Origin of the sequence: Streptomyces sp. NPDC060028 (assembly GCF_042736725.1) — a bacterium.
GTDB lineage: Bacteria > Actinomycetota > Actinomycetes > Streptomycetales > Streptomycetaceae > Streptomyces.
This window is the reverse complement of record NZ_JBHWVJ010000070.1, coordinates 13,968-40,868: the sequence shown is the minus strand read 5'-3', so window position 1 is coordinate 40,868 and position 26,901 is coordinate 13,968. Positions and strand designations below refer to the sequence as shown.

Here is a 26,901-nt window from a genome sequence, read left to right as displayed (position 1 = left end):
GTCCTCCGCCTTGCGATGCACCGCACCGGACACCGCGACCCGGCAAACCTTTCCGACCACAGCACTGGCGGGCTAGGGGGTCAGCAGCAGTTTGCCCACGTGCGTGCTGGACTCCAGGACCCGGTGGGCCTGCGAGGCCTCCCGCATCGGGTACGACGCGTGGACCACGGGACGGACCCGGCCCGCCGCCACCAGGGGCCAGACGTGCTCCCGTACGGCCGCCACGATGGCCGCCTTCTCCTCCAGCGGCCGGGCCCGCAGCGAGGTCGCGGTGATCGCCGCCCGCTTCGCCAGCAGTGCGCCCAGGTTCAGTTCCGCCTTGACCCCGCCCTGGAGCCCGATCACCGCCAGGCGGCCGTTCACGGCCAGCGCGTCCACGTTCCGCGCCAGGTACTTCGCGCCCATGATGTCCAGGATCACGTCCGCGCCGGCCCCGCCGGTCGCGGCCCGCAGCTCCTCCACGAAGTCCTGCTCCCGGTAGTCGATCAGGATGTCCGCGCCCAGTTCCGCGCAGCGGGCCAGCTTCTCCTTGCCGCCCGCCGTCACCGCCACCCGCGCGCCGACCGCCTTCGCGAGCTGGATCGCCATGGTGCCGATGCCGCTGGAACCGCCGTGCACCAGCAGGGTCTCGCCGGGGCGCAGGCCCGCCACCATAAACACGTTCGACCACACCGTGGCCACGACCTCGGGCAGCGCAGCGGCCGCCACCAGGTCCAGGCCCGCCGGAACGGGCAGCAGTTGCCCCGCCGGGACCGCCACGCGCTCCGCGTACCCGCCGCCGGCCAGCAGAGCGCACACCTCGTCGCCCACCGACCAGCCCGAGACTCCGGGCCCGATGGCCGAGATCCGCCCGGAACACTCCAGGCCGGGGTAGTGCGAGGCGCCGGGCGGCGGTGCGTAGAACCCCTGCCGCTGGAGGACGTCGGCGCGGTTCACGGCGCTCGCCGCGACCTCGACGAGGACCTCGCCGTCGCCGGCCACCGGATCGGGAACGTCCGCCCACACCAGGGCCTCGGGGCCGCCGGGCTGCTCGATGGTGATCGCATGCATGGCCCGGAGGCTACGCGACCCCGCCCGCCACGCCCAGTGGGGCTACTCCGCCGGGCCCAACACCACCGGCGGCGAAGTCGGCGGCACCGCGCGGACGATGGTGATGAGACGGTCCGTCAGCTGGAGCGGGCTCGCGTGCGGGTCGTCGTACGCGAGCAGCCGGTGTCCGCGCAGGACGCTGACCACCAAGTCGTCCGTGTCCCGCACGCTCTTGCCGGCCTCCGACCGGTTGACGGGCCGTTCGATGAGGTCGAGTCCGCTGCCCTGCTGGATCAGGTCCTCCATCACCGTGCCCGCACTCGGGCTGAGCACCGAGAGGCCGAGCAGCCGGCCGGCCGCGCTCGCGCTCGTGATGACCGCGTCCGCGCCCGACTGGCGCAGCAGCGGTGCGTTCTCCTCTTCCCGTACGGCGGCCACGATCTTCGCCCCGCGGTTGAGCTGGCGCGCCGTCAGGGTGACCAGGACCGCCGTGTCGTCCCGCTGGGTGGCGATGACGATCTGACGGGCCTTCTGGAGTTCGGCCCGCAGCAGCACGTCGGAGCGCGTGGCATCGCCGACCACACCCGTCAAGCCCTCCGCGTTGGCGATGTCGATCACCTTGGCGCTGGGGTCCACGATGACGACCTGCTCCTTCTGGAGGCCGGTGGCCAGCAGCGTCTGCAGGGCCGAGCGGCCCTTGGTGCCGAAGCCGACGACGACCGTGTGGTCACGCAAGTTCTTCCTCCAGCGGTTCAGCCGCCACTCTTCCCTGGTGCGCTCGGTGAGGACTTCCAGGGTGGTGCCGACCAGGATGATCAGGAACAGTACGCGCAGCGGCGTGATCAGCAGGACGTTCACCAGCCGCGCGCTGTCGCTGTACGGGACGATGTCGCCGTAGCCGGTCGTCGACAGCGTGACGGTGGCGTAGTAGATGCAGTCGAGCAGGTCCACCTTGTCGTTGGCGTTGTCGTGGTAGCCATCGCGGTCGATCCACACGAGCAGGACCGTCAGGAACATCACGAACAGCGCCATCAGCAGGCGGCGGGTGACCTGGCGCAGCGGCCTCTCGACGATGCGCTTGGGCAGTTTGATGCGCCGGGAGACGAGTTTCTCGTCGGCGCCGCGGGCCATGGCGTCCTGGCCGTGAAGTTTCACGTGAAACATCCCCCCGAGGCCCACGGCAGGTCCAGGATCTCCAGCTCCTGCCCGGACCGTGCGCCGTGCGGCGGTACGACGGCCAGCGCGTCGGCCGCGGCCACTCCGCGCAGCATCGCCGGGCCGTTGTAGCGCAGCGGTACGGCGTGCTCGTCGGTCAGCAGTACCGGCACGAGCCGGGTGTCGTGCGGGTGGCCCGGTACGTCGCCCTCCACGGGCAGCGCGTACCGGGGGCGCCGGCGGCGTCCGGCGAGGGCGCGGACCAGAGGTTCGGCGAGGGTCAGCAGGCCGGAGACGGCGGCGAGCGGGTTGCCGGGCAGGCCCACCACGTGGCGGCCGTCCGCGGGGGCGCCGAGCCGGGCCAGCAGCATCGGGTGGCCGGGGCGCACGGCGACCCCGTCGACGAGGAGCTCGGCGCCGGCCTGCCGCAGAACGGGGTGGACGTGGTCGACGGGCCCGGAGGCGGTGCCGCCGGTGGTGATGACCAGGTCGGCGGTGGAGTCGGTGACGGCCTTCAGCAGGGCCTCGGCGCCGTCCGGGTCGTCACCGAGCCGCCGGGTGGCGATGACCTCGGCGCCGAGCCGGGTGAGCCACGGGCCGAGCATGGGGCCCAGGGCGTCGCGGACCAGGCCGTCGTGCGGCCGGCCCTCGGTGAGCAGCTCGTCGCCGAGCACCAGGATCTCCACGCGCGGGCGGGGCCGGGTGGTCAGCTCGTCGTACCCGGCGGCCGCGGCGAGCCCGAGCACGGCGGGGGTGACCAGCGATCCGGCGGGCAGCAACAGGTCGCCGGAGCGGCACTCCTGGCCCCGCGGGCGGATGTCCTGGCCGGTGGCGACCGGCCGCTCGGGGTGGAGCTGGGTGCCCGCCTCGCGGGAGTGCTCGCTGCGGATCACGGCGGTGGTGTCGGCGGGGATCCGGGCGCCGGTGGCGATCCGTACCGCCTCCCCGTCCGCGAGGGGCTCGGGCCGGTCGGAGCCGGCCAGTACCCCGCCGCCGGCGCGGATGGTCCAGGGACCGGGTCCCGCGACGGCCCAGCCGTCCATGGCGGAGGTGTCGAAGGACGGCAGGTCGGTGAGGGCGTCCAGGGGCGCGGCCAGGACCTCGCCGAGGGCGTCCGCGAGGGTCGCCCGGCGGGTGCGGCCGCGGCCGCTCTCGCCGGCGCGGGCGGCGGCCTCCCGGGCCCGGGACCAGGCGGCGGGGCGGTGGCCGCCGCCGTCGGGATGGCGGCGGACCAGGGCGAGGGCCTGGTCGAGGGCGTGGTCGGCCTCGGTGGGGCTCATCCGGAGCCGTTCCCGTCCCCGGGGGCGGCCTCGGCCTCGGCCTCCGCGGCCCAGCGCAGCGCCAGGTCGGCGGCCTTGCGGGAGGCTTCGGCGACGGCCTGGGCGGGGTCGGCGCCGCGGGCTTCGGCTTGGGCCGCCGCGTAGCCGACCAGGAACGTGGTCAGCGGGGCGGCGGGCCGGGCGACGCCGTGCGCGGCGTCGCGGGCGAGGTCGAGCAGGGTCTTCGTGTCGACGGGGAGGTCGAGGCCCAGCTCGTTCTTGACGGCGGTGATCCATTGGTCCAGCACGGTTCCATGCTCCCTGATCCGGGCGCGGGCGGCGGCGAGATCGTCCCAGGTGTCGCAGTCGAAGGAGGCGAGTGGCGCAGCGGCGGTGACGGTGGCGAGGTCGAGTTCGGCGGTGAGGGCGCGCAGGGGGAGCCCGGTGAGGTTGCCGTGCTCGGTGGCGAGGAGTGCGAGTTCGCGGCGTAGGGGTTCGGCGCGGTAGGCGGCGACGAGGGGCTGGTCGCGGCCGGTGGGGTCGCGGAGCATGGCGCCTTCGGGGCCGGGCGAGTCGAGGAGCGCGCGTACGGTTTCGGCGTCGAGGAAGGGCAGGTCCGCGGAGAGCACGAGGACCTGCGCGGCCGTGGTCCGGCGCAGGCCGGCGTCCAGCGCGGCGAGGGGGCCGCCGCCGGGGGGGTCCTCGCGGGTCCAGTGGACCGGGCGGGCGGTGGGTCTGCGGCCGCCGACCACGACGGTGGTGCGGGCGCCGGCGCAGGCGGCCAAGACGCGGTCCAGGAGGGTACGGCCGCCGACTTCCAGCGCGGGTTTGTCGGCGCCGCCGAGGCGGCGGGCGGCTCCGCCCGCCAGGACGACTGCGTCGTAGCTCATGCCCCGAGTATGCGTGGCGCATGTCCCCGGCGGGGAGCGCCGCTTAACCGGGACTTACGCCCCGCCCCGCCCTGACCGCGGGCACGGCCCAACAACCCGGGCTCCGCCCCAGACCCGGCGCCTCAAACGCCGGCGGGGCTGGACTTGGCTGATGCGGCCGTTTTCGGCGCGGCTCAAAGACCTGCGGCTCCGTCCCAGATCCCGCGCCTCAAACGGCGGCGGGGCTGGACTTGGCTGATGCCCCCGTGTCGGCGCGGCTCAAAGACCCGGGGCTCCGCCCCAGACCCGGCGCCTCAAACGGTGGCGGGGCTGGATTTTGGCTTATGCCGCCCGTTGGACACGGAACGGCGGGCCCGGGCCTCGTATAGGGGCTCGGGCCCGCCGTGGTCGGAGGCTAGAGATAGGGGCCCGAGCGGATCGCGCCGTGCGGGCCTTCCTCGTCGTCGTCGTGGGACCCGCCCGGCGGCAGGGCGCGCCGCATCTGTTCCAGCTGGGCCCGCGCCGCCATCTGCTGCGCGAACAGGGCCGTCTGGATCCCGTGGAAGAGACCCTCCAGCCAGCCCACCAACTGCGCCTGCGCGATCCGCAGTTCCGCCTCGGACGGAATCGCCTCCTCCGTGAAGGGCAGGGAGAGACGCTCCAGTTCCTCGACCAGCTCCGGAGCCAGACCGTCCTCAAGCTCCTTCACCGAAGCGGCGTGGATGTCCTTGAGACGGACCCGGCTTGCCTCGTCCAGAGGCGCGGCGCGGACCTCTTCCAGGAGTTGCTTGATCATGCTGCCGATCCGCATGACCTTGGCGGGCTGTTCGACCATCTCCGTCACCGGGACCTCGCGCGACTCGTCATCGGCGCCGCCGACCGCCATCCCGTCCTGTCCCACGATCAGAACGTTCGGGGGGCTGTCCTGCGACCGTTCACTCCTCGGCATCTCCATGCCGTCATTGTCTCGCACACCTTCGTACTCACACGGTGTGCCCCCGTACGGGCGTGATCCACCCTGTACGGGGGCACCGACATCAGCCCGCAGCCCGCCGGGCCAGGGCGCCGCTCGAACGGGTGACCAGGGCCGCGAGCAGGGCCGCGCCCAGCGGGACCAGGATCACCAGGGCGCCCAGGGTCTCCCACGGCACGGCGATCGGCACGTACACCTTCTCCCCGGTGCTGATCCAGCCCATCGCGGTGCCCCGCTCGATGAACCGTTCCATCTCCCGGGCTTGGGTGAGCCGCAGCCCGACCGCCGGCAGGATGCCCGCCGCCGAGCCCAGGACCACGCCCATCAGGGCGACCACCCCGCACTGGAAACCGCTCAGCGTGCGCCGCACCCGCGGGGCGGCGCCGACCGCGGCCAGGGTCTTCAGGTCGGCCTCGGCGTCCGCCTGGGCGAGCCCGGTGGCGATGCCGGCCGCACCGATGGTGACCAGGCCCGCGAAGAGGGCCAGGGCGAGCATCTCGATGCTGTTGTCCCCCTGGTAACCCTGCTCGATCTTGACCTGGGCTTCCACGCCCATCGTGTCGAGGGCGCCGTCCAGTTGCTGGCGCTGCTTGCTGCTCGGCGCGCCGTCGAGCGCGAAGTACGAGCCGAACGGGGCCGTCGTCAGACCGGCGGCCTTCGCCGTCGCGGCCGGAAGGATGAGCTTGACGCCCCAGCCATTGACGCCCTCCGGCGCCTGGTAGACGGGCAGGACCTTGTCCTCACCCGGCTTCTCCTCGCCCTTGCCCCGCGCGCTGTCGGCCGCGTCGGGGTCGGTGATGAGCCGGATGGTGACCTTGCCGTCCTTGACGTTCTGCTTGTCGAGGGAGACGGGCTTGCCCGACTTCAGAGCGGCGACGGCGCCCGGGTCGGTCACGGCCAGCGCGGTCAGCAGCTTCTCGTCGGAGACGACCGTGTCGTTCTCCACGAAGTTCCGGTGCCGCATCTGCGCGCAGCGCCAGTCCTTGCGCAGCTCCTTGGCCTTCTCGGGGGTGAAGTCGGCCGGCCCGTGCTCGGATTCGTAGAGCGGGCAGCGCTGGTCCTTGGGCACGATGACCTCGGCGCGCCCGCAGCCCGGTTCGTGCGAGTACGCGTCGCAGCCCGGCTTGCCGACCACCAGGCGCTCCACGTCGGCCCGTACGGACAGCGAGAACTCCTTGGCCAAGGCCTGGCGAACGGCCGGGACGTCCTTGTAGGAGCTGTTGTCGGAGACCGAGACCAGCCCCGAGTGGTGCGGCAGGTCGGCGACGTACTCGTGCCGGGCCTGGACGTCCTGGCTGTGCTGGTACGTCGCCACCGCGACGGTGCCGGCCACCGCGGCCAGGACCGCGGCCACGGCGGGAGCCGTACGCCCCCGGTTGCGCACGGCGTCGCGCAGCGCGAGCCGGGGCGACAGCGGCAGCCAGCGTCCGAGCCGTCCGAAGAGGCCGACCAGCACCGGGGTGAGGGCGACGACGCCGAGCTCGGCGATGGCGCTGCCGGCCGCGACGACCATGGAGCCCATCTCGGACACCGTGCCGTACAGGGCGATGGCGGCGCCGCCGGCGATGGCGAACAGGCCGAGGACGGGCAGCACCCGGTTGGCGCGGCGGACGCCGCGGCGGCCGGTGAGCGAGGCCAGGACGGTCTGCCGCGAGGCGGTGATCGCGGGGGCGATGGCGGCCAGCAGGCCGGTCACCACGGCGAGCAGGGCGATGGCGGCCAGCTCCAGCGGCCGGAGGTCGAACCCGCCCCAGCGCAGCCCGAGGTACTCCTCGAGCAGCGGCCGGAGCCCCAGGGTGAGGGCGATGCCGATGGCGGTGCCGACGACGGCGGCAGCGGCGCCGATGACCAGGCCGCCGGAGAGCACGATGGCCCGGATGTGCCGCCGGTCGCCGCCGTTGGCGCCGACGAGCCCGAGCTGGCGGCGCGAGCGCCGGGCGCCGACCGCGAAGGCGGGGCCGGCGAGCAGGCAGATCTCCAGCATGGCGAGACCGACGACGGTGGCCAGGACGGCCATTTCGGCGGCGCGGGGCGAACCGGAGGCCTGGAACTGCTCCTTGGGCTCCTGCGTGTACAGCGGCACTTCGGAATCGGCGGGCTGGTCGAGGGTGACGGCGCGCGAGATGGCGAGCACGCCCTTGCCGTTGACGTCCTTGACCATGTTCCACGTGAAACCACCGGCGCCGCCGACCTTCACGAGGAACACGTCATCGGCCCGCACCCCGGACACCCCGGCGGCCTGCAGGGCCTTGTCGAGCGGGGTCAGCAGCGTCCCAGGCTGCGCGATGAGCTGCACTTCACTGAGCGCGTTGGGCAGTTCGTACGAGCCCACGATCTTGTACTCGAGGTTCGTGCCGCGGGCGTTGACGCTGGAGCCGACGAAGTAGCCGGACTCCTTCAGGAACGCGTTGGTGGCGATGACCTCGCCGGCCGCCTCGGGCAGCCGGCCCCGGTCGAGCGTGAACCGGCCCTTCACCAGCGGGCTGTGCGTGTCGATCTCGCGAAGGTTGGCGTCGAGGAGCCCGTGCGTGGTGCGCAGTTTGGCGTGCCCGGTGCTGTCCTTGACGACCTCGGCGCCGGCCGGGATCGACTGCTGCAGAAGCTGCGGGTTCTCCTCCTTGGGCGGCTCGTACGAGTCGTAGCCGCCGACCGGCGCGTACCGGTTGCCGTCGGGGCTCTGGTAGATCGGCACGTTCATGCGGGAGAGGCTGAGCTCGGCGTCGGCGGCGCCGAGGCGGCGCTGGAGGTTCTGCTCGACGGAGAGTTCGGCACTGCGCATGGTCAGGTCGGCGGCGCTCACGCCGACGATCGGCAGGGCGATCATCGCGAGGACGAGGATGCTGCGGCCCTTGGAGCGCCAGGCGTCGCGGCGGGCGATCCGGATGGCCGCGACCCAGGAGTGGTACCAGGAGATCACTGTGCGGCCGCCTGCCCGAACAGCAGGGAGTCGGCGCCGGCGCGCAGGGTCTCGTCGACCACGCTGCCGTCGCGCAGGAAGACGACGCGGTCGGCCCAGGCGGCGAACCGCGGCTCGTGCGTGACCAGGATCCCCGCGGCGCCGGCGTCGCAGCGCGAGCGCAGCAGGGCGAGCACGGACTCGCCGGTCTCGGAGTCGAGGGCGCCGGTGGGCTCGTCGGCGAGGACCAGGCGGCGGTCGCCGACGAGGGCGCGGGCGATGGCCACGCGCTGCTGCTGGCCGCCGGACATCTCGTCGGGGAAGCGGTCGGCGAGCTGGCCCAGCCCCATCTCCTCCAGGGCGGCGAGCGCGGAGACGCGGGCCTTGCGGGCGGATATCCCGTCGAGTTCGCGGGGCAGGGCAACGTTCTCGGCGGCGGTGAGCGCCGGGATCAGGTTGTAGTCCTGGAAGACGTAGCCGATGCTGCGCCGGCGCAGGGCGGCCAGCTCCTTGCGGTTGGCGGCGGTGATGTCGGTGCCTTCGACGATCACCCGGCCGCTGCTGGGGGTGTCGAGTCCCCCGGCGAGGGTGAGCAGCGTGGACTTGCCGGAGCCGGAGGGGCCCATGACGGCGACGAGTTCGCCGGGGAAGACGGAGAGGTTGATGCCGCGCAGGGCGTGGACCTCGGTGGCTCCACTGCCGTGTGTGCGGACGAGTTGGTCCAACTGGAGTACGGGCTGGTCAGGCATGAAGGGTGTCCCCCTGGAGGTGCGGTCGTTCAGCCCCGCCGCGCGTACGGGCGGGCGGGACGGAGCGGGTCGGTTGTGGTGTTCGCGGTGGCCTCGGCGGCGGGTGGCCGGTGGCCGGTGGCCGGAGCCTCAGCGGCCGGTGGCCTCGGGGCGGGTCGTGGCGGCGGTCGGGGCCTTGGCGGCAGTCGTGCGGGCGGCCCCGGGCGGCTCGGGTTCGGCTTCGGGCGCCGGGCCGGGCGCCGGGTCGGACGCCGAGGTCGCCACCGGCCGCGCGGCGGCCACGGAGAGCCGTACGAGGCGGGCCTCGGAGTGGTCGAGCCAGCGGGCCTCGGCCTCGGTCTGGAAGATGAGCTGCTCCAGGACCAGCAGCCAGGCCACGTCGTCGCGTTCGCGGGTCTGCCCGCTCTCGATCGCGGCGAGCGCCTGGGCCTTGAGCCGGGTGTAGTCCTGCATCGCCTTGACGGTGGCGTGCCGCTGGGCCTGGATGACGGCGCGGATGTCCACGCCGGGTGCCCCGACGGCCATCGCGAGCTTGATGGCGAGTTCGTCGCGGGGCGGGTTGGCGCGGTCGACGGGGCGCTCGTACCACTGGTGCAGTTCGGCGCGTCCGGGGTCGGTGATGGCGTAGAGCGTGTGGCCGGCGCTGTCCTCGCCGCCGGGTGCGACGAGGCCGTCACGCTCCAGCCGGGCGAGCGTGGTGTACACCTGCCCGACGTTCAGCGGCCAGGTGGAGCCGGTGCGGGATTCGAACTCGGTACGCAGCTGGGAGCCGTACCGAGGACCCCGTTCCAGGAGGGCGAGAAGGCCGTGGCGAATGGACATACTCAGTATGTATACCGAGTATGCCGGTGGGTGCAACCTCCCTCCGGCGTACATCCCAAGGGGGACGGACGGCTCCGCATCCGTCGCAGGGAGAGGTCAGGGCCCCTTGCGCAGCCGCATCCCCATGAAGCCGAGACCCAGTCCCATCAGGGCGAATCCGGTGCCGAGGGGCAGTATGTGCGCGGCCAGGTCGGCGGCCCGCTCGTTCGGCTCGGCGCCGAGCGCGGTGCCCGCGGCCGGCAAACTCGGCGCTGCGGACGGCGTCGGGGTGACCGGCCGGGCGGGTGGCGGCCGCAGCGGGACGGGCCGGGCCGCGATCACCGTTTCGGGGTTGGCGGATGCGGTCGCGGGCTGCCCGGGCCGCTCCCGGCCGGCTCCGGCGGCGTTGCCGGCGAGTTCCTCGTACGCCTCTTGCGGTACGTCGCTCGCCGTCGCGCTCGCGCTCGCGGTCGCGGGATCGGGAGCGGCAGCGGGATCCCCGGCGGACGCGAAGGCGGGCGCCGCGGCCAGGAGGGGCAGAACGGGCACGGCAGGCGACAGCGCGGCGGCGGCGACCAGTGCGGCGCAGGCGAGCCACCGTAGCGGCGGGTGGAAGCCTTGGGTCACAGTGAGCCCCTCCCGTCCCTGGGGGTCTCCCCGGACGCGGTCCGGGGGAGGCTGGGGATACCGAGACGACGTGCTCAGGTTTACATAGTGGGGCAAAACCGGCATCCCGGGCGGCCCATCAGGGTCGCCCGGGATGCCGGTGTGTCGCGCAGCCGTGCCGCGACGTGATGGCGCGAAGCCGTGGGACTACTGGGGATCGCCGGTCGAGACGATCAGCGTGAACTCGGTGCTTTCCTTGGCGACGTTCGTGCCCGCCTCGGGGAGCTGCTCGAGGACCGTGTCCTGCCCGTACACGGCCTCGTCGCGCTCGGTGATCTTGTACTTCCAGCCCGCGGCCTGGATGCACTCCTTCACCGAGCGGATGTTCTTGTACCGGAAGTCCGGGGCGGTGACCTTGGTGGCGTCGTTGAACGCCTTGCTCGGCTCCTTGCACTTGTTCACGTCGATCGTGCGCGTGGGATCCGGCCCCTTGTGCCCGGCCTGGGTCGAGCCGCTGGGGGCGTTGGAGGAGCCGGGGCCGGCGGTGTTCCCCTTGTCCTTGTCCCCGCCCAGGTCGAGCGCCGCGATCAGGCCGCCGATGGCCAGCAGGGCCACCACGATCGCGCCCACGACCACGGGGGTGTTCTTCTTCGCCCCCGCGCCGCCCGTACTGACGGACGTCCGCGGCCTCTGGGCGGGGACCGCGTACGGCGGCGGAGTCTGCGGCGCGTACTGCTGCTGAGGCGCCGGGGTGTGCTGCTGCGGCGGGTACGCGTACCCGCCCTGCCCGTGCTGCACCGGCGCGGGCGTCGGCGCGTACGGGGACGGCGCCGGGGTGTGCGGCGCCGGCGTGTGCGGGGCCTGGTACGGCTGCTGGAGCGACTGCGGCGGCGGTGCCTGGAAGCCGGAGTCCACCGGCGGGAACACGGCCGAGCCCACGCCCGCCCCGCTGCCGCCCGTGTGGGGGCCGGGGACGATCACCGGGGCACCGGTCTGCCCGGCGCCCAGCACCCGCGCGACCTCGTCCTGCATGGCGGCCGCCGTGGGGAAACGCTCGTTCGGGTTCTTCTTCAGGGCCCGCGCCACCAGCGCGTCCATCGCCGGGGTCACCGCGCGGTTGATGGAGGACGGGGCGACCGGCTCCTCCTGTACGTGTGCGTACGCTATGGCCAGCGGCGAGTCGGCGTCGAAGGGGATCCGCCCGGTCAGCAGCTGGAACAGCATGATGCCGACCGAGTACAGGTCGGACCGCGCGTCGACCCCGCGCCCGAGCGCCTGCTCGGGGGAGAGGTACTGCGGGGTGCCGACGACCATGCCGGTCTGCGTCATCGAGGTGACCCCCGACTGCATGGCCCGGGCGATGCCGAAGTCCATCACCTTGACCACGCCGCGCTTGGTCATCATGACGTTGCCCGGCTTGATGTCGCGGTGGACCAGGCCCATCTCGTGGCTGGTCTCCAGCGCGGCCAGCACGTCGGCCGTCACCTTCAGCGCCTTGTCGGCCGGCATCGCCCCGTACTGCGCGATGTCCGACTGGAGCACGGAGCCGAGCGGCTGCCCCTCGACGTACTCCATGACGATGTACGGCATGAGCGAGCCGTCGAACTCGTCCTCACCCGTGTCGAACACCGAGACGATGTTGGTGTGCGACAGTTTCGCAACAGCCTGGGCCTCACGGCGGAACCGCTCGCGGAAGGACTGCTCGCGGCCCAGCTCGGTGTGCAGGGTCTTGATCGCCACCTGGCGGTCGAGCGCCGTGTCGTACGCGAGGTACACCGCGGCCATGCCGCCCTCGCCCAGCAAATCCCGTAGCTGGTAACGGCCACGGGCCAGGGAACCGCCTGCGTACCGGCCCTGAGTGCCGTCCTGGCTCATGACTGTTGCTTCCCCTCGCCACGCTTGTGTCGCGCCCAGTCTGCCGGAGGGCAAGCACACGTCAAGCCAGGTGCCCGTTCCGTGACCACAAGGCCACCCGGGCCCTTGTCCGAACGGCGGACGGTTCCGAGGCTGTAGCGTTCATCGGAGCACCCGAAGAGGACCTACCGCTGAGCGGCGGCCGAGAGAGACGACGGCGAGGACTGATGGCACCCGAACCCGAGGGAAACGGCGCCGGGATGGCCGACGGTCCTGAGCATTGGGGCGCAGGTGGCCTGGTGGGAGACGGCCGTTACCGGCTGACCCACCGGCTGGGCCGCGGCGGTATGGCCGAGGTGTTCGCCGCCGAGGACGTACGGCTGGGCCGGACCGTCGCCGTCAAGCTGCTGCGCGCGGACCTCGCCGAGGACCCGGTGTCCAAGACCCGGTTCACGCGCGAGGCTCAGTCGGTCGCCGGGCTCAACCACCATGCAGTCGTCGCCGTGTACGACTCCGGCGAGGACAAGGTCGGCCCCAGCACCGTTCCGTACATCGTCATGGAACTGGTCGAGGGCCGAACCATCCGCGACCTGCTGATCAGCGCCGAGGCCCCGGGCCCCGAGCAGGCGCTCATCATCACCTCGGGCGTCCTCGAAGCGCTCGCGTACTCGCACCAGCACGGCATCGTGCACCGCGACATCAAGCCCGCCAACGTCATCATCACGGAGACCGGCGCGGTGAAGGTGATGGACTTCGGCATCGCCCGCGCCCTGCACGGCGTGCAGTCGACGATGACCCAGACCGGCATGGTCATGGGCACCCCGCAGTACCTGTCGCCCGAGCAGGCCCTCGGCAAGGCCGTGGACCACCGCTCCGACCTGTACGCGACCGGCTGTCTGCTCTACGAACTGCTCGCGCTGCGGCCCCCGTTCACCGGTGAGACGCCGCTGTCGGTGGTCTACCAGCACGTCCAGGACGCGCCGATCCCGCCCTCGCACCTGCCGGAGGGCCACTCCATCCCGCAGGAGCTCGACGGGCTCGTCATGCGCTCCCTCGCCAAGGACCCGGACGACCGGTTCCAAAGCGCCGAGGAGATGCGCGGGCTGGTCCAGTACGCCCTGCAGATGCTGCACGACCAGGGGCCGAACACCGGTACCTGGAACACCGGTCCGGTCACCATGGCCCTGCCGCACGGGCGCGGTCCCGCGCAGACCACCCCGATGCCGATCGGCTCCACGGGCGGTCAGCACCAGTACCCCTCGAACGCCTCGACCTCGCAGTTCAAGCAGCCGATGGTGCCGCCGCTGAACCCGGACGACGGCTCGGCCTTCTCCGGCGCCGGCGGTCACGGCGGGCACGGCGGCCAGGGCGGCGGCGGTTACGACGGCTACGACGGTTACGACGACCGCTCCGGCGGCAGCAGCCGCTGGAAGCTGTGGCTGTTCGCGGTGCTCGCCGTGGTCGCGGTCGCCGCGGGCGTGGCGTACGCCGTCAACAGCGTCGGCTCCAAGAACAAGCACGAGACCCCTCCGGCCAACGTCAGCTCCTCCAGCGGCCAGCCGAGCTCCCCGGGCACGCAGAACAGCCCGGAGACCACGCCGTCGCGGCACACCCCGGAGACCTCGCGCTCGTACGACGACTACTCGCCGACGCCGGGCCGCAGCCGCTACACGCCGAGCTACACCCCGTCGACGCAGTCCTCGCCGCCGCCGCCGAAGTCCTCGCCGCCGCCGACCAAGTCGAGCCAGCCGCCGGTGACGAAGTCCCCGTCGCCCGGTGGCGGGGGGAGCCCCGCCGCTCAGGACGACTCCGACTGAGTGCGCGTACGAAAGAACGGCCCGGCGGGGTGAATTCCGCCGGGCCGTTCTCGTACGTACGGCTTGTGCGGCGCGTACGACTCGTAAGCCTCAGAGTGCGTGCTGGTACTGCCGGTCGGGATTCCCCGCGAGCGTGTGCACGGTGACGAACTGGGGCTCGATTCGCATGTAGACGGGGTCGAAGACCGCGCCGTCCACGAAATGCGGGCCCGGACCGAAAAGCTCCAGCTCAGCGGTGGTGGGCTCGATGATCTCGGCCGTTCCGGTGAACTGGACCGACCACAGGCGGGGGTCCGGGGAATTGAAGTTGTCGGCGCCGTAGGCGACCACACTTCCGTTACAAGCCTGGTGGTGGCCGAAACCGGCGTGCATTCTCAGGACGACCTTGCCGTTCACCACGATGTGGCGGGCGAGGGCGAGGAAGGGCAGCGCGCGCATGCTGGTGGCGACTCGGCCGTACGGCACGCGGCGCAGCAGTTCGATGGCGTGGAGTTCCTCTGGGGACATGCGGTCCACTGTGCGGTACCGGCACGACGGCCCGAAAGAGGAGCCCGCCCCGGTCGATCGGGGACGTTGGTCCCGAATTGAACATCTCGCCCCGTGCCGGCAACGACGGACGGCTCAGACGGGTCAGCGCTTCTCCGCCTGGAGGCGGGCCACGTAGGCCGCGGCCTGGGAGCGGCGCTCCATGCCCAGTTTGGAGAGCAGGCTGGAGACGTAGTTCTTGATCGTCTTCTCGGCCAGGTGGAGCCGCTCGCCGATGACGCGGTTCGTCAGGCCCTCGCCGATCAGGTCGAGGATCTTCCGCTCCTGGTCGGTGAGGTTGGAGAGGCGGTCGTCGCCCTTGCCCTTCTTGCCGTCGCGCAGCCGCTCCAGGACCCGGGCGGTGGCGACGGGGTCGAGCAGCGACTTGCCGGCCGCGACGTCCCGTACCGCGTTGAGCAGCTCATTGCCGCGGATCGCCTTGAGCACGTACCCCGAGGCGCCGGCCATGATCGCGTCGAACAGTGCCTCGTCGTCGGCGAACGACGTCAGCATGAGGCACTTGATGTCCTCGTCGTGGGAACGGACCTCGCGGCAGACCTCCACGCCGCTGCCGTCCGGCAGGCGCACGTCGAGAACGGCCACATCGGGGCGGGTGGCGGGGATTCGGACCAGCGCGTCGGCGGCCGTACCGGCCTCGCCGACGATCTCGATGTCCTCCTCGACCGACAGCAGCTCATAGACGCCCCGGCGTACCACTTCGTGGTCGTCCAGGAGGAATACCTTGATTTTTCCGTTTTCACGCACGGTGTCAGTTTCACACACTCACCCCTTCCCTGCCGCTGTTACCCGGGATAACGTGCCGTTGTTCCGGCCCCCTGCAAGGCTGTGACCAGTGGTTGTTCCCGCTTCTGCGGATTTACTTGGAAATCCAAGCAAAATCGCAGGTCAAACGGGGTTTCGCAGTTATGCGACGCACTGGGTAACGTGCATTGCGCAGGGCACTCGCCGGGGCACCTGTCACGCCTGAATCCCGTACGCGCCGCGCACCCACCCCGTGCGCGGGTACGGATACAGGTGAGCCGCACTGGACCCCGGAGAACCCGGGTGCCGGACCGACGGAGGAGCACACGTGACCGTGGAGAGCACTGCCGCGCGCAAGCCGCGACGCAGCAGCGGCACCAAGCGGGCGGCAGGCGCCGCGAGCGCCCGCAAGACCGCCGCTGCCACCGCGCAGATGCATGACGCCGAGCCTCAGCTCGTACAGCTGCTGACGCCCGAGGGGGAAAGGATCGGGGTCGACACCCACCCCGACGACGCCGACGTCGCCGAGTTCGCCCCCTTCGTCGCCGACATCACCACCGAGGACCTGCGCGGCCTTTACCGCGACATGGTCCTGACCCGCCGTTTCGACGGGGAGGCGACCGCCCTCCAGCGCCAGGGCGAGCTGGGCCTGTGGGCCTCGCTGCTCGGGCAGGAGGCGGCACAGATCGGCTCCGGCCGGGCCCTGCGGGACGACGACTACGTCTTCCCGACCTACCGTGAGCACGGTGTGGCCTGGTGCCGCGGGGTCGACCCGACCAATCTGCTCGGCATGTTCCGCGGTGTGAACCACGGCGGCTGGGACCCCACCACCAACAACTTCCACCTGTACACGATCGTCATCGGCTCGCAGACGCTGCACGCGACCGGTTACGCGATGGGTGTGGCCAAGGACGGCGCCGACTCGGCCGTCATCGCCTACTTCGGCGACGGCGCGTCCAGCCAGGGCGACGTCGCGGAGGCCTTCACCTTCTCGGCCGTCTACAACTCCCCCGTGGTGTTCTTCTGCCAGAACAACCAGTGGGCGATCTCCGAGCCGACCGAGCGCCAGATGCGGGTGCCGCTCTACCAGCGCGCGCAGGGCTTCGGCTTCCCGGGCATCCGGGTCGACGGCAACGACGTACTGGCCTGCCTCGCGGTCACCCGCTGGGCGTTGGAGCGCGCCCGCCGGGGCGAGGGTCCGACCCTGGTCGAGGCCTTCACGTACCGCATGGGCGCGCACACCACCTCCGACGACCCGACGAAGTACCGGCGGGACGAGGAGCGCGCGGCCTGGGAGGACCGGGACCCGATCCTGCGCCTGAAGGCCCACCTGCTGGCCACCGGAGGCGCCGACGACGCGTTCTTCGAGGAGCTCGAGGCCGAGAGCGAGAAGCTGGGCAAGCACGTGCGCGAGGTCGTACGGGCCATGCCCGACCCGGACACGATGGCGATCTTCGACAACGTCTACGCGGACGGTCACGCGCTGGTCGACGAGGAGCGCGCACAGTTCGCGGCCTACCTCGCGTCGTTCGAGGGTGGGGAGTGAGCGGCATGACCATCGAAAAGATGTCCATTGCGAAGGCGCTGAACGAGTCGCTGCGCAAGGCGCTGGAGCAGGACCCGAAGGTCCTCATCATGGGTGAGGACGTCGGCAAGCTGGGCGGTGTCTTCCGCATCACCGACGGCCTGCAGAAGGACTTCGGCGAGGAGCGGGTCATCGACACCCCGCTCGCCGAGTCGGGCATCGTCGGCACCGCGATCGGCCTGGCCCTGCGCGGCTACCGCCCGGTCGTCGAGATCCAGTTCGACGGTTTCGTCTTCCCCGCCTACGACCAGATCGTCACGCAGCTCGCGAAGATGCACGCGCGGGCGCTGGGCAAGATCAAGCTTCCGGTCGTCGTACGCATCCCGTACGCGGGCGGCATCGGCGCGGTGGAGCACCACTCGGAGTCGCCCGAGGCGCTCTTCGCGCACGTGCCGGGCCTGAAGGTGGTCTCGCCGAGCAACGCCTCGGACGCGTACTGGATGCTCCAGCAGGCGATCCTCAGCGACGACCCGGTGATCTTCTTCGAGCCGAAGCGCCGCTACTGGGACAAGGGCGAGGTCGACGTCGAGGCGATCCCCGACGCGCTGCACGCGTCCCGGGTGGCCCGCGCGGGTGCCGACATCACCCTGGCGGCCTACGGGCCGATGGTGAAGGTCTGCCTGGAGGCGGCCGCCGCCGCGGCCGAGGAGGGCAAGTCGGTGGAGGTCGTGGACCTGCGCTCGATGTCCCCGATCGACTTCGACGGACTGCAGGCGTCGGTGGAGAAGACCCGCCGGCTCGTCGTCGTCCACGAGGCCCCGGTGTTCCTGGGTGTGGGTTCGGAGATCGCCGCCCGCATCACGGAGCGGTGCTTCTACCACCTGGAGGCCCCGGTCCTGCGGGTGGGCGGCTTCCACGCCCCGTATCCGCCGGCCCGTCTGGAGGACGAGTACCTGCCGGGCCTGGACAGGGTGCTCGACGCCGTCGACCGCTCGCTGGCGTACTGAGGAGAGCCCTGTGACGATCCGCGAATTCAAGATGCCCGATGTGGGCGAGGGCCTCACCGAGGCCGAGATCCTCAAGTGGTACGTCCAGCCGGGTGACACCGTCACCGACGGGCAGGTCGTGTGCGAGGTCGAGACGGCGAAGGCGGCCGTCGAGCTGCCGATCCCCTTCGACGGCACCGTCCACGCGCTCCTCTTCGAGGAGGGCACCACGGTCGACGTCGGCCAGGTGATCATCTCCGTCCGGACCGGCCCCGCCGGCGAGGAGGCGGCCCCGGTCCAGGAGGCGGCTCCGGCCGTCGCCGCCCCGGCCGTCGTCGCTGCGGCCGTCGTGGCTGCGGCCGCCCTGGCCGCCGCCGAGGAGCCCGCCCCCGAGGGGCGCCAGCCCGTCCTGGTCGGCTACGGCGTGTCCACCGCTTCCACGAAGCGTCGCCCGCGCAAGGCCGCCGCGGCGGGTGCCGCCGCGCAGAACGGCACGGCCACCCCGGTGGCGCCCGAGCTGCCCGCCGTCCCCGCGCAGCCGAACGGGACCGAGCGCCCCCTGGCGAAGCCGCCGGTCCGCAAGCTCGCCAAGGACCTCGGCATCGACCTGGCCGCCGTGGTCCCGACCGGCGACGGCGGGGTGGTGACCCGCGAGGACGTGCACGCGGCGGCCGCCGCCGCCATCACCCCGCAGGCCGCGGCGCCCGCTCAGGCGACCGTGGCGGCCGCGACCGCGCCGGCGCCCGCGCCCGCTTCCGTCCAGGCCCCCGCGGCCGAGACGGCGGCGCGGGAGACCCGTATCCCGGTCAAGGGGGTCCGCAAGGTCACCGCGCAGGCCATGGTCGGTTCGGCCTTCACCGCGCCGCACGTCACCGAGTTCATCACCTTCGACGTGACGCGCACGATGAAGCTGGTCCAGGAGCTCAAGGAAGACCCGGACCTCGCCGGTCTGCGGATCAACCCGCTGCTCCTGATCGCCAAGGCCGTCCTCGTGGCCATCCGCCGCAACCCGGACGTCAACGCGTCCTGGGACGAGGCGGCCCAGGAGATCGTGCTCAAGCACTACGTCAACCTGGGCATCGCGGCGGCCACCCCGCGCGGGCTGATCGTCCCGAACATCAAGGACGCCCACGCCAAGACGCTCGGCGAGCTTTCGACGGCCCTGTCCGGCCTGGTCGCCACGGCCCGTGACGGCAAGACCTCCCCGGCCGACATGCAGCAGGGCACCATCACCATCACCAACGTCGGCGTCTTCGGCGTCGACACCGGTACGCCCATCCTGAACCCCGGCGAGTCCGCGATCCTCGCGGTCGGCGCGATCAAGCTCCAGCCGTGGGTCCACAAGGGCAAGGTCAAGCCGCGCCAGGTCACCACCCTGGCGCTGTCCTTCGACCACCGCCTCATCGACGGCGAGCTCGGCTCCCGCTTCCTCGCCGACATCGCGGCGGTCCTGGAGCACCCGCGCCGGCTGATCACCTGGTCGTGACGGGCAACGACGCACCATCCGACGGCCGGTCCCCGCACCCCGGGGGCCGGCCGTCGGCCGTCGTGGAGCTGGAGTGGGTGCAGGACGGCGAGGCGCTGGTCCTGGTGATCGAGGAGCTCGACCACCGGCCCTTCACCCGCTGGGACAACGCGGTCGTCCACCGGGCCGACGGCACCGAGCTGCGGCCGCACCCGCCGTGGGACCTGCTCTCCGAGCCGAGCAGGGTGTCCGGCTTCCACACCGCCTACCTGGACCCCGAGGGCCTGCCGATGCTGGTCCTCGCCACGAGCTCGGGCGATCTCCAGGGCCGCCTGGACCTCGAATCCGGCGAAGTCACCGACCTGCGGCAGTGGCGTTGAGCCCGTGACGCGGTAGCCTCCCGCCCGGAGAAGCGGATGAGGGGGGCAGGGGTTGTCCATCGCCGAGTTGCAGGTGTACTCCGTCGAGGAGGCGGACGTCACCGGCGGGGTGTGCGTGGTCCGCTGCATCGGCGGGGTCGCGCGGGCCGGACAGGTCTACGCCGTCGGGGAGTTGCGGCTCGGGCTGCGCCGGATCGAGCGGTACGGGCGCCCCGTCGGCTTCTTCGACGCGGGACACGTGGCGAAGGTCCACCTCAGCGGCGCCGTGGTCGCGCTGCTCAGCCGCGGGCAGGTGCTGACCTCGGTACCGGCCGACGGGCATTCGCTGGAGGAGCTGGAGGCCTGGCTGGCCACCGGGCCCCTGCTGCTCGACGAGCCCCACCCCGCACCGCTGCGGAGCCTGGCGGTGGGCCGGATGCAGGACGAGTGCCTGCCCGATGGGGTACGGCTGCGGTGGGGGCGGGTGGCGCTGGCGGCCATCGACCGGGCGGGCCGGCCCGAGGAGGAGTGCGGGGCCGAACGGGCCGCCGTACGGGGCTACTTGATCCGGCACTTCGGTCCCGAGGACGCGAGCCCCGACCGGGACCCGGCCGCGCTGTGCCGCGACGTACTGGCCCAGATCGGGATCTCCCCCGAGGAGGCGCTGGCCCAGGCCCGCACCTGGCGGGAGCTGCCGCGCCCCGGGATCCTGCGGCTGCGCCGCATCAAGAACCTGATCCCCCGGATGGCGCCGGCCCGCCCCCACCTCCGGGACGCCGACCCCTTGGCGGAGGCGGCCGACGCCTGGTCGCGGGTCCGTCCCGAGCTGCCCTAGTGCTGTGGCCGGCAAACCTTTTCGGCCACAGCACTAGTCGGCCTGGGCGGCGTTGCCGAGGACCTTGGCGGGGGTGACGCGCACGACGACGCGGACCCGCTCCGCCGGGGCGTCGGCGAACTCCTGGCCCGCGCCGGGGCCCATGTACTCCTCCGCGATGCGCACGGCGACGGCCCGGCCGGTGTCCTCGGTGATGGTGGCGGTGCCGCGGATCTCGGCGTAGAGGAAGGGGTTGGCCAGGTCGAAGACGGTCAGGCCGACGCGCTCGTCACGGGCCATGTTGCGCTCCTTGCGGCGGCCCCGCTCGGTGGAGATCAGGATGTCCTCGCCGTCGCGGGTCACCCACACCACCGAACTCTGCGGGCTCCCGTCGGGGTTGAGGGTCGCCAGCACCGCGGGGTTCGGGGAGTCGAGCAGCTTTCGTACCGTGTCGTTCAAGGCAACAGTCATGTACCCGAGGGTAGTTGCCGCGCGGAGCGGACGCCCGGGGGACCGGGGCCGGGGCCCCGGACTTCGCGAAGTCGGGGGCGGATCCGTCAGGTCCAGGGGATGTTGCGCCAGGGGCTGGCCGGGTCGGTGGTCAGGGCGAGGTGGGTCGCGAGGGAGGTTTCGTACCACTCCCCGAACTCCTCCTCGTCGAAGTGCAGGCAGCGCGCCAGCAGGTAACCGGCGGAGAACTCCTCCCACGAGCGGTACACCCCGCGGGCGGCCTCGCCGGCCCGCAGCACGGCCCGTTCGGCGTCTTCGAGGGTGCCGTAGCGGGTGCCGAGCCCCCAGCGGGCCATCTGGGAGGCCCGGCCGTGGTCCCAGCCCTGGACGGATCGGACCCAGGCGCCCTCGGCGAGGAGTCCGTCGGCCCGGAAGCGCTGCTCGTAGCGGGCGATGCGGCCGATCAGCCGCTGCACGCCGGCGATCTCGCCCTCGACCTCCGCGGAGGGGCGCGGCTGGGCGACCGTGACCCCGTCGGGGGTGAGCTGCGGCTGCGCGGAGCGCTGGGCGCTCAGGCGCAGGCTGGCCTCGGCGGCGTGCCGCCAGTGCTCGATGTCGACGGGCCCGGCGAAGTCGGAGGCGAGGACGCGGCGCACGCGCAGGGCGAACTCCCAGACGGGGCTGACGATCTCGGCGTTCAGCATGCGGTGGAGCACGTCGAGCCAGTCTTCGGGGGTGGTGATGTCCCACATCTTGCGCAGGCGCTCGCGCTCGCGGGTGTAGCCGCTGCCGTGGTAGGCGAGGGCGTTCCAGAACTCGCCGTTGCTGACGGCGAGATGGGCTCCGACGGCGAGTCCGTGCGCGACCGGTCCGTGCAGCGGGCCGCCGGTGTGCAGGGCGTGTACGGCGCCGGCGGGCAGGCCCCAGGAGTCCGCGGCGTCCCAGTGGGCGCGCCAGCGGTCGCGGTCGGCGGGGGTGGTGGTCAGGTAGGCCTCGGCGGGGGAGCCGGGGTTCACGGCGAGGTACGGGGGGTCGCGGTGGTCCCAGGCGTTGGCGAACCAGGCGAGGCTCTGGCGCACGTAGACCGTGTGGGGGTCGGGGACCGGGAGCATCCCGCGGGTGTAGACGGCGAGGCTCCGGCCGTCGGGCATGGGGTGGAAGCGGGCCTGCGTCGGCTCGGCGTCGACGTGGGCGCGGGGTTGCGGCATGAACAGCTCGGCGCGCGCGAGGACGTCGAGGTACGCCGCCCAGTCGCCGCGCGCCTTGGTCTCGTACAGCTCCCGCTCGATGCCGCTCGGCGCTATCCAGCCATGCATGGCAGCAGCCTAACGGGGCGCCCTGCGGGGCCCCCGGCGGGCCGGTGATCACGGTCACAGCACTAGTCCAGCGCGGACGCCATGCGGTCGAGGTCGGCCAGGAGTTCGGCGAGGCGTGACTCCGGGACGGCGTCGGTCATCCGCTGATCGATCGCGTAGACGGCCGAGCGTGCCGCCGCGAGGCGGCGGTGACCCTCCTCGGTCAGGTGCGCCGGCAGGGCGCGGCCGCGGTCCGTGGTGGCCGGGCGGGTGATCAGGCCGGCGTCCTGGAGTCCGCGCAGGACCACGTTCATGGACTGCCGCGTCACGAAGGTGCCGCGGGCCAGTTCGGCGTTGGAGAGGCCGGGGCGCTGGTCGAGGAGTTCGAGACAGGCGTACTGCGGCACCGTCAGGTCGTACGCGCGCAGCGCCCTGTCCATCGCGCCGCGCAGCGCCGCCGCGGCGCGCTTGAGGCGGTATCCCAGGCGCTGGGTCACGTCGTCCGTACGGGTTCCCTCGTGCATGTCAGGAGTTTGACATGTCGAGGCGCGGCCGTCTAACTTCCGTGATGTCAAAGTCCTGACATCAAGTGCGACCAGGGAGTACTCATGACCGTCACCGTCACCGTCAGCGGCCCGGACTTCATCGCTCTGCAGGTGCGCGACGTCGAAGCGGCCGCCACCTTCTACGAGGAGCACCTCGGCCTGCGCCGCACGCCCGCCTCGCCGCCCGGGGCCGTGGTGTTCGCGACCGAACCCGTGCCGTTCGCCGTCCGCGAGCCGCTGCCGGGCGTGGACCTCGATGCCGCCCCGCGGCCCGGGCTCGGGGTCGCCCTGTGGTTCAAGACCAGCGACGCCCAGGCCCTGCACGACAGGCTGCACGCCGCCGGAGTCCCGATCGTGAAGGCGCCCGAGGAGGGTCCGTTCGGCAGGATGTTCACCTTCGTCGGCCCCGAGGGCTACGCCATCACCACGCACGAGGGCTGACAGCCGAATGGCCTGTCTGCCCCGCGCGGGCGGCGGGCCCGCTTCAGTAAGGTGTCGGCCCCCGGAAGCGTACGGAGGCGGACATGCGGGACGGTGCGGTCGCGGTGGTCGGCGGGAGTATCGCCGGATGCGCATTCGCCACGGCGGCGGCGCGGGCCGGCGCCGGCGAAGTGGTGGTGCTGGAGCGCACCCGCGGGCGGCTCGCGGACCGGGGCGTCGGGCTCTGCGTCCACGACGACCGGGCGGCCGAGCTGCGCGTGAGCGGGGCCCTGCCCGAGGGGATCGCCGCGCACCGGCTCCAGCGGCGCCGGTGGGTGGTCCGGGATCGCGACGCGGCAGGCGGGCGGGTGATCTGGGAGCAGCCGTTCCCCTTCCACTCGTACCACTGGGGCCTGCTCTGGCGCGGGTTGCGCGAGGCGGTCCCGGACGCGGTGGTCTACCGGCAGGGCGAGACGGTGACGGGCGTGGCGGAAGCGGAAGCCGGGGACGGGGCCGAGGTGCGGCTCGCGGGCGGCGCCGTCGAGCGGTACGACCTGGTCGTCGGCGCCGACGGCTACCGCTCCGTGGTGCGCGCGGCGGTCTGCCCCGAGTCCCGGCCGCACTACGCCGGATACGTGTGCTGGCGCGGCAACCTCGACGCGGCGCGGCTCGCGCAGCTCGGCGGCGCCGCCGACCCGGCGCCCGACGCGGTGACCACCGTCTGCTTCCCCGGCGGCACTTGCGTCATCTACCGCATCCCCGGACCGGACGGGCCCCGGGTGAACTGGGTGCTCTACGCCCCGCCCCCGCAGGACGGGCAGCTGCGCTTCGACGACCCCACCAGCTTCCCGCCGGGCGGTCTGACCCCGGAACTCTCCGCGCACCTCCGTGCGTTGCTGGAGCGGGAGTTCCCCTCGTACTGGGGTCGGGCGCTCGCGCTGACCGACCCGGGGGACACCTTCGTCCAGCCCATCTACGACCTGGAGACCGCGCGCACCACCGCCGGCCGCCTCCTGCTCGCGGGGGACGCGGCCAGTGTCGTACGCCCGCACAACACGAGCGGCGCCGCCAAGGCCCTCCAGGACGCCACCGCCTTCGCCGAGGGCTGGCGCCGGTCCGGCTCCTTCGAGGAACTGCTGCGCGGCTACCAGGGCGCCCGCGGCCCCGCCGGGCGGGAGCTGGTCGCGCTGGCGCGCCGGCTCGGGCACGCCCAGGTCGAGCGGACCCCGGTCTGGGCGGACATGAGCCACGGCGAGGTGGCGCAGTGGTGGCAGGGGCAGCTGGCCGGGGCCCCGGGCATCGGCGGCCAGGCCATGACCCCGTAGCGAGGCGCGACCGCAGGCCCGTGCGACCGCCGTGCCACCGCGCGACCGCCCCGACCCCCTTGACCGCCCCCGGCGGCGGGGAGACGCTCCCGGGTCCCGCAACCGGGCGGGTACAGCTGGGGGGCCGGTATGCCGGAGGAGTCTGTCCAGACGGTGGGGGAGCTGCGGGCGCGGCTCGCGGAGCAGGGCGCGCGGTGGTCCGTGAGCGAACACCTGGCCGACGAGGAGCCCGTACCGCGGCCCTCGCTCGGTCTGGAGCCGGGGGCGAACCTGACGCCCGCCGAGGACGTGGGGGTCATCGACCTGCGGGGGACCATCGGGCACGCGAGCGGAAATCCGCACCTCACCCGGCGCAGGGCGGCGCACGGCCTGCTGGAGGCGGCGCAGGAACCGGGAGCGGCAGCAGCGGCACCGCACGCGGTAGGTCCGGTCGTGGGGGCGCGGCCGACCGCCGTGGACTGGCGGGGCCGCTGGGGCTGGCCGTGGATCACCAAGGTGAAGGACCAGAACCCCTGCGGCTCCTGCTGGGCCTTCGGGGCGGCCGGGCTGGTGGAGTCCATGGCCCGGATCGAGCACGACGTATGGTCCGAGCGCTCCGAGGGAGACGTGCACGACGGGCTGCGCTTCACCTGCGGGCAGGGCAGCAACCCCGAGACCGCACTCGACTGGATCAGGACCCACGGGGGTCTCGCCGACCCGGACTGCTGGCCGTACTCGACCCCGCCCGACGGGCTGCCCGCCGAGCGGCGTGACGCCTGGCGCGCCGAGTACACGCCGAGCTGGGACCGCTCCGGGCGCACCGTCCGGATCACCGACCACGTGCGCCTGGGCGACGTCGAGCAGCAGAAGGTCTGGCTGGACACGGTCGGCCCGCTGACCGCCTGCTTCGACGTGTACGAGGACTTCTTCGGCCTCGGCTCCGGTGTCTACCACCGCACCTCCGACCGCCTCGCGGGCGGCCACTGCGTGCTGATCGTCGGCTACGACGACGCGGCGGGCTGCTGGCTGTTCAAGAACTCCTGGGGCACCGGCTACCACGTGGGCGGCTACGGGCGGATCGCGTACGGCGAGGTGAGGATCGACCACTGGGCCAAGTGCGGACTGCGCGGCACCAACATCGACCCCTGGAGCAAGCGCCGCCTGCACACGGGCAACGTCTACGAGAGCGGCAACGGCCGCGCCCACCGCAACTTCGAGCTGCTCGCCACCACCGGCGGGGCCCGCCTGCAGCACTGGTGGCGCGAGGGCGACGCCCCCTTCGCGTGGGCCCGCGCCGGGGCCTTCGCCAACGACGCCTCCGGCCAGCCGGCCTTCACCGGGACCACCTACAACCGGAACATGGAGTCCCTGCACGTCACCACGGGCGGGCGGCTGCGCCACTGGTACTACGAGCAGTCCGGCGGCACCTGGCGCGACGGCGGGGCCTTCGGCCCGGGTGACGCGGCGGTCGGCTCGACCCCGGCCTTCATCCAGAGCGACTACGGCAAGCCGGGCAACTTCGAGGTGGTCGTCCGGACCGCGGACGGCCGCCTCAACCACTGGTGGCGGATCAACGGCGCCCCCTGGGCCTGGAACGACGGCGGCCGCTTCGCCTCCGGCATCGCCCACTACGGCCCGGCCCTCGTCCAGACGCGCGGCCGCCACCTCGACCTGGTCGCCACCCGTACGGACGGCCGGATGCAGCTGTGGTGGCGCGACGACCCGAACGGCTTCGCCTGGCGCCCCGGGGAGGTCTTCGGCAGCGGGATCACCTCCGCGCCCTGCCTGATCGAGGGGCAGTACGGGGCCGCGGACGAGGACACCGCCGGGAACTACGAGCTGTGCGTGGCCGTCGGGGACGGGCGGGTCGAGCACTGGTGGCGGGGCAACGCCGGCGGCGGCGCCTGGAGCCGCGGCGCGGTCTTCGGCCGCGACGCGCTCGCGGTCACCGGGATGCTTCAGGGCAGCTTCGGGTTCAACCTGGAAGTCGTCGTCCTGCGCACCGACCGCCTGCTCCAGCACTACTGGCGCGACGGCGCGGGATGGCACGAGGGGCCGGTGATCGGCCCCGCCTGAGCCGAGGGGAGCACGGTGGAGGTGCGAAGGGTCGTACTGGCGCCCGGTGAGTCGTACGAGCTGAGGCTCACGGGGCGCGGCGCGCGCGGCTACGTGTGGACCTGGCGGGTGACCGGGGACGAGGACGCCGTCTCGGTGGCGCAGGGCCCGGAGGGGGAGGCGGGCGACGCGCTGCCGGGAGCCGCGGTGGAGCGGGTGTACGTGGTGCGGGCCCGGGGCGTGGGCGGGCGGGCCCGGATCCGGTTCGCGCAGGTGCGGCCGCCGTACCCGGACGAGGCGCCGTACGACGAGTTCGTGCTCGACGTGCAGGTGGACTCCGAGTAGAGCCGGGGTCCAGATGCCGGACGAGGGGACGACTCGCACCCGC

25 protein-coding genes are annotated in these 26,901 nt (G+C 72.8%); 10 read left to right on the top strand and 15 right to left on the bottom strand.

All coding sequences use genetic code 11. From position 1 onward, the window contains the following. Positions 1 to 72 precede the first annotated feature (72 nt). The 10 genes from ACFWBF_RS28180 to ACFWBF_RS28135 form a co-directional block, all read right to left on the bottom strand. Positions 73 to 1,050 (bottom strand): NAD(P)H-quinone oxidoreductase, encoded by a 978-nt coding sequence (locus ACFWBF_RS28180; RefSeq protein WP_385606810.1) that lies wholly within the window; start codon positions 1,048 to 1,050, stop codon positions 73 to 75. Positions 1,051 to 1,092: 42 nt separating this feature from the next. After that, positions 1,093 to 2,193 (bottom strand): potassium channel family protein, encoded by a 1,101-nt coding sequence (locus tag ACFWBF_RS28175; RefSeq protein WP_385606808.1) that lies wholly within the window; start codon positions 2,191 to 2,193, stop codon positions 1,093 to 1,095. Then, positions 2,181 to 3,464, bottom strand: a complete 1,284-nt coding sequence (locus tag ACFWBF_RS28170) for a molybdopterin molybdotransferase MoeA (RefSeq protein WP_385606806.1) — start codon at positions 3,462 to 3,464, stop codon at positions 2,181 to 2,183. Before ACFWBF_RS28170 ends, ACFWBF_RS28175 begins: the two co-directional genes overlap by 13 nt. Further along, positions 3,461 to 4,333 (bottom strand): NTP transferase domain-containing protein, encoded by an 873-nt coding sequence (locus tag ACFWBF_RS28165; RefSeq protein ID WP_385606804.1) that lies wholly within the window; start codon positions 4,331 to 4,333, stop codon positions 3,461 to 3,463. The genes ACFWBF_RS28170 and ACFWBF_RS28165 overlap by 4 nt, the downstream gene beginning before the upstream one ends. Positions 4,334 to 4,727: 394 nt before the next feature. Further along, entirely contained in the window at positions 4,728 to 5,267 is a 540-nt protein-coding gene (locus ACFWBF_RS28160; RefSeq protein WP_385606802.1) for a bacterial proteasome activator family protein, read from the bottom strand. A gap of 82 nt (positions 5,268 to 5,349) precedes the next feature. Next, positions 5,350 to 8,202, bottom strand: coding sequence for an FtsX-like permease family protein (locus ACFWBF_RS28155; RefSeq protein WP_385606800.1), 2,853 nt, complete (start codon positions 8,200 to 8,202; stop codon positions 5,350 to 5,352). Next, a complete protein-coding gene (locus tag ACFWBF_RS28150; protein WP_385606799.1) occupies positions 8,199 to 8,930 on the bottom strand; it encodes an ABC transporter ATP-binding protein in 732 nt (243 codons plus the stop codon). The genes ACFWBF_RS28155 and ACFWBF_RS28150 overlap by 4 nt, the downstream gene beginning before the upstream one ends. Positions 8,931 to 9,059: 129 nt before the next feature. After that, positions 9,060 to 9,752 (bottom strand): PadR family transcriptional regulator, encoded by a 693-nt coding sequence (locus ACFWBF_RS28145; protein WP_385606797.1) that lies wholly within the window; start codon positions 9,750 to 9,752, stop codon positions 9,060 to 9,062. 96 nt (positions 9,753 to 9,848) lie between these two features. Continuing rightward, positions 9,849 to 10,358 (bottom strand): hypothetical protein, encoded by a 510-nt coding sequence (locus ACFWBF_RS28140; RefSeq protein ID WP_385606796.1) that lies wholly within the window; start codon positions 10,356 to 10,358, stop codon positions 9,849 to 9,851. Positions 10,359 to 10,544: 186 nt separating this feature from the next. Next, positions 10,545 to 12,212, bottom strand: a complete 1,668-nt coding sequence (locus tag ACFWBF_RS28135; RefSeq protein WP_385606794.1) for a protein kinase — start codon at positions 12,210 to 12,212, stop codon at positions 10,545 to 10,547. 206 nt (positions 12,213 to 12,418) lie between these two features. Between ACFWBF_RS28135 and ACFWBF_RS28130 the strand changes: the two genes are divergently transcribed. After that, positions 12,419 to 14,008 (top strand): protein kinase, encoded by a 1,590-nt coding sequence (locus ACFWBF_RS28130; protein ID WP_385606792.1) that lies wholly within the window; start codon positions 12,419 to 12,421, stop codon positions 14,006 to 14,008. Positions 14,009 to 14,098: 90 nt separating this feature from the next. On the opposite strand, the gene ACFWBF_RS28125 is transcribed toward ACFWBF_RS28130, so the two are convergent. Beyond that, a complete protein-coding gene (locus ACFWBF_RS28125) occupies positions 14,099 to 14,515 on the bottom strand; it encodes a pyridoxamine 5'-phosphate oxidase family protein (protein ID WP_385606791.1) in 417 nt (138 codons plus the stop codon). Positions 14,516 to 14,638: 123 nt separating this feature from the next. Continuing rightward, a complete protein-coding gene (locus tag ACFWBF_RS28120; RefSeq protein ID WP_385606790.1) occupies positions 14,639 to 15,298 on the bottom strand; it encodes a response regulator in 660 nt (219 codons plus the stop codon). Positions 15,299 to 15,623: 325 nt separating this feature from the next. Here ACFWBF_RS28120 and pdhA point away from each other — a divergent pair, with 325 nt between their 5' ends. The 5 genes from pdhA to ACFWBF_RS28095 are packed head-to-tail and all read left to right on the top strand — an operon-like array spanning position 15,624 to position 20,465. Beyond that, positions 15,624 to 16,841: a pyruvate dehydrogenase (acetyl-transferring) E1 component subunit alpha gene (gene pdhA / locus ACFWBF_RS28115; RefSeq protein WP_385606788.1), complete on the top strand. Its 1,218-nt coding sequence runs from the start codon at positions 15,624 to 15,626 to the stop codon at positions 16,839 to 16,841. Between the two features lie 5 nt (positions 16,842 to 16,846). Continuing rightward, the gene (locus tag ACFWBF_RS28110; RefSeq protein ID WP_385606786.1) at positions 16,847 to 17,827 is read left to right on the top strand and encodes an alpha-ketoacid dehydrogenase subunit beta; all 981 of its coding nucleotides are present in this window, start codon (positions 16,847 to 16,849) and stop codon (positions 17,825 to 17,827) included. Between the two features lie 31 nt (positions 17,828 to 17,858). Next, positions 17,859 to 19,292 (top strand): dihydrolipoamide acetyltransferase family protein, encoded by a 1,434-nt coding sequence (locus ACFWBF_RS28105; protein ID WP_385606813.1) that lies wholly within the window; start codon positions 17,859 to 17,861, stop codon positions 19,290 to 19,292. Further along, positions 19,289 to 19,651, top strand: a complete 363-nt coding sequence (locus ACFWBF_RS28100) for a hypothetical protein (RefSeq protein ID WP_385606784.1) — start codon at positions 19,289 to 19,291, stop codon at positions 19,649 to 19,651. Before ACFWBF_RS28105 ends, ACFWBF_RS28100 begins: the two co-directional genes overlap by 4 nt. A gap of 52 nt (positions 19,652 to 19,703) precedes the next feature. Then, positions 19,704 to 20,465 (top strand): hypothetical protein, encoded by a 762-nt coding sequence (locus ACFWBF_RS28095; protein WP_385606782.1) that lies wholly within the window; start codon positions 19,704 to 19,706, stop codon positions 20,463 to 20,465. 33 nt (positions 20,466 to 20,498) lie between these two features. Here ACFWBF_RS28095 and ACFWBF_RS28090 read toward each other — a convergent pair whose 3' ends face one another. From ACFWBF_RS28090 to ACFWBF_RS28080, 3 genes are all read right to left on the bottom strand, one after another. Continuing rightward, a complete protein-coding gene (locus ACFWBF_RS28090; RefSeq protein ID WP_385606781.1) occupies positions 20,499 to 20,915 on the bottom strand; it encodes a PPOX class F420-dependent oxidoreductase in 417 nt (138 codons plus the stop codon). 86 nt (positions 20,916 to 21,001) lie between these two features. Then, the gene (locus tag ACFWBF_RS28085; RefSeq protein ID WP_385606779.1) at positions 21,002 to 22,210 is read right to left on the bottom strand and encodes a DUF1266 domain-containing protein; all 1,209 of its coding nucleotides are present in this window, start codon (positions 22,208 to 22,210) and stop codon (positions 21,002 to 21,004) included. A 62-nt stretch (positions 22,211 to 22,272) separates the two neighbouring features. Then, positions 22,273 to 22,713 carry a MarR family winged helix-turn-helix transcriptional regulator gene (locus ACFWBF_RS28080; RefSeq protein ID WP_385606777.1) on the bottom strand — a complete coding sequence of 147 codons (441 nt, stop codon included), beginning with the start codon at positions 22,711 to 22,713 and terminating at the stop codon, positions 22,273 to 22,275. A gap of 84 nt (positions 22,714 to 22,797) precedes the next feature. Here ACFWBF_RS28080 and ACFWBF_RS28075 point away from each other — a divergent pair, with 84 nt between their 5' ends. The 4 genes from ACFWBF_RS28075 to ACFWBF_RS28060 all read left to right on the top strand — a co-directional run bounded on the left by ACFWBF_RS28075 (position 22,798) and on the right by ACFWBF_RS28060 (position 26,858). Continuing rightward, on the top strand, positions 22,798 to 23,175 hold the full coding sequence (locus ACFWBF_RS28075) for a VOC family protein (protein WP_385606775.1): 378 nt from the start codon (positions 22,798 to 22,800) through the stop codon (positions 23,173 to 23,175). Between the two features lie 83 nt (positions 23,176 to 23,258). Next, on the top strand, positions 23,259 to 24,479 hold the full coding sequence (locus ACFWBF_RS28070; RefSeq protein ID WP_385606774.1) for an FAD-dependent monooxygenase: 1,221 nt from the start codon (positions 23,259 to 23,261) through the stop codon (positions 24,477 to 24,479). Between the two features lie 129 nt (positions 24,480 to 24,608). Continuing rightward, positions 24,609 to 26,534, top strand: a complete 1,926-nt coding sequence (locus ACFWBF_RS28065) for a C1 family peptidase (protein WP_385606772.1) — start codon at positions 24,609 to 24,611, stop codon at positions 26,532 to 26,534. 15 nt (positions 26,535 to 26,549) lie between these two features. Further along, positions 26,550 to 26,858, top strand: a complete 309-nt coding sequence (locus tag ACFWBF_RS28060; RefSeq protein WP_385606770.1) for a protease inhibitor I42 family protein — start codon at positions 26,550 to 26,552, stop codon at positions 26,856 to 26,858. The last annotated feature ends 43 nt before the right edge of the window (positions 26,859 to 26,901 follow it).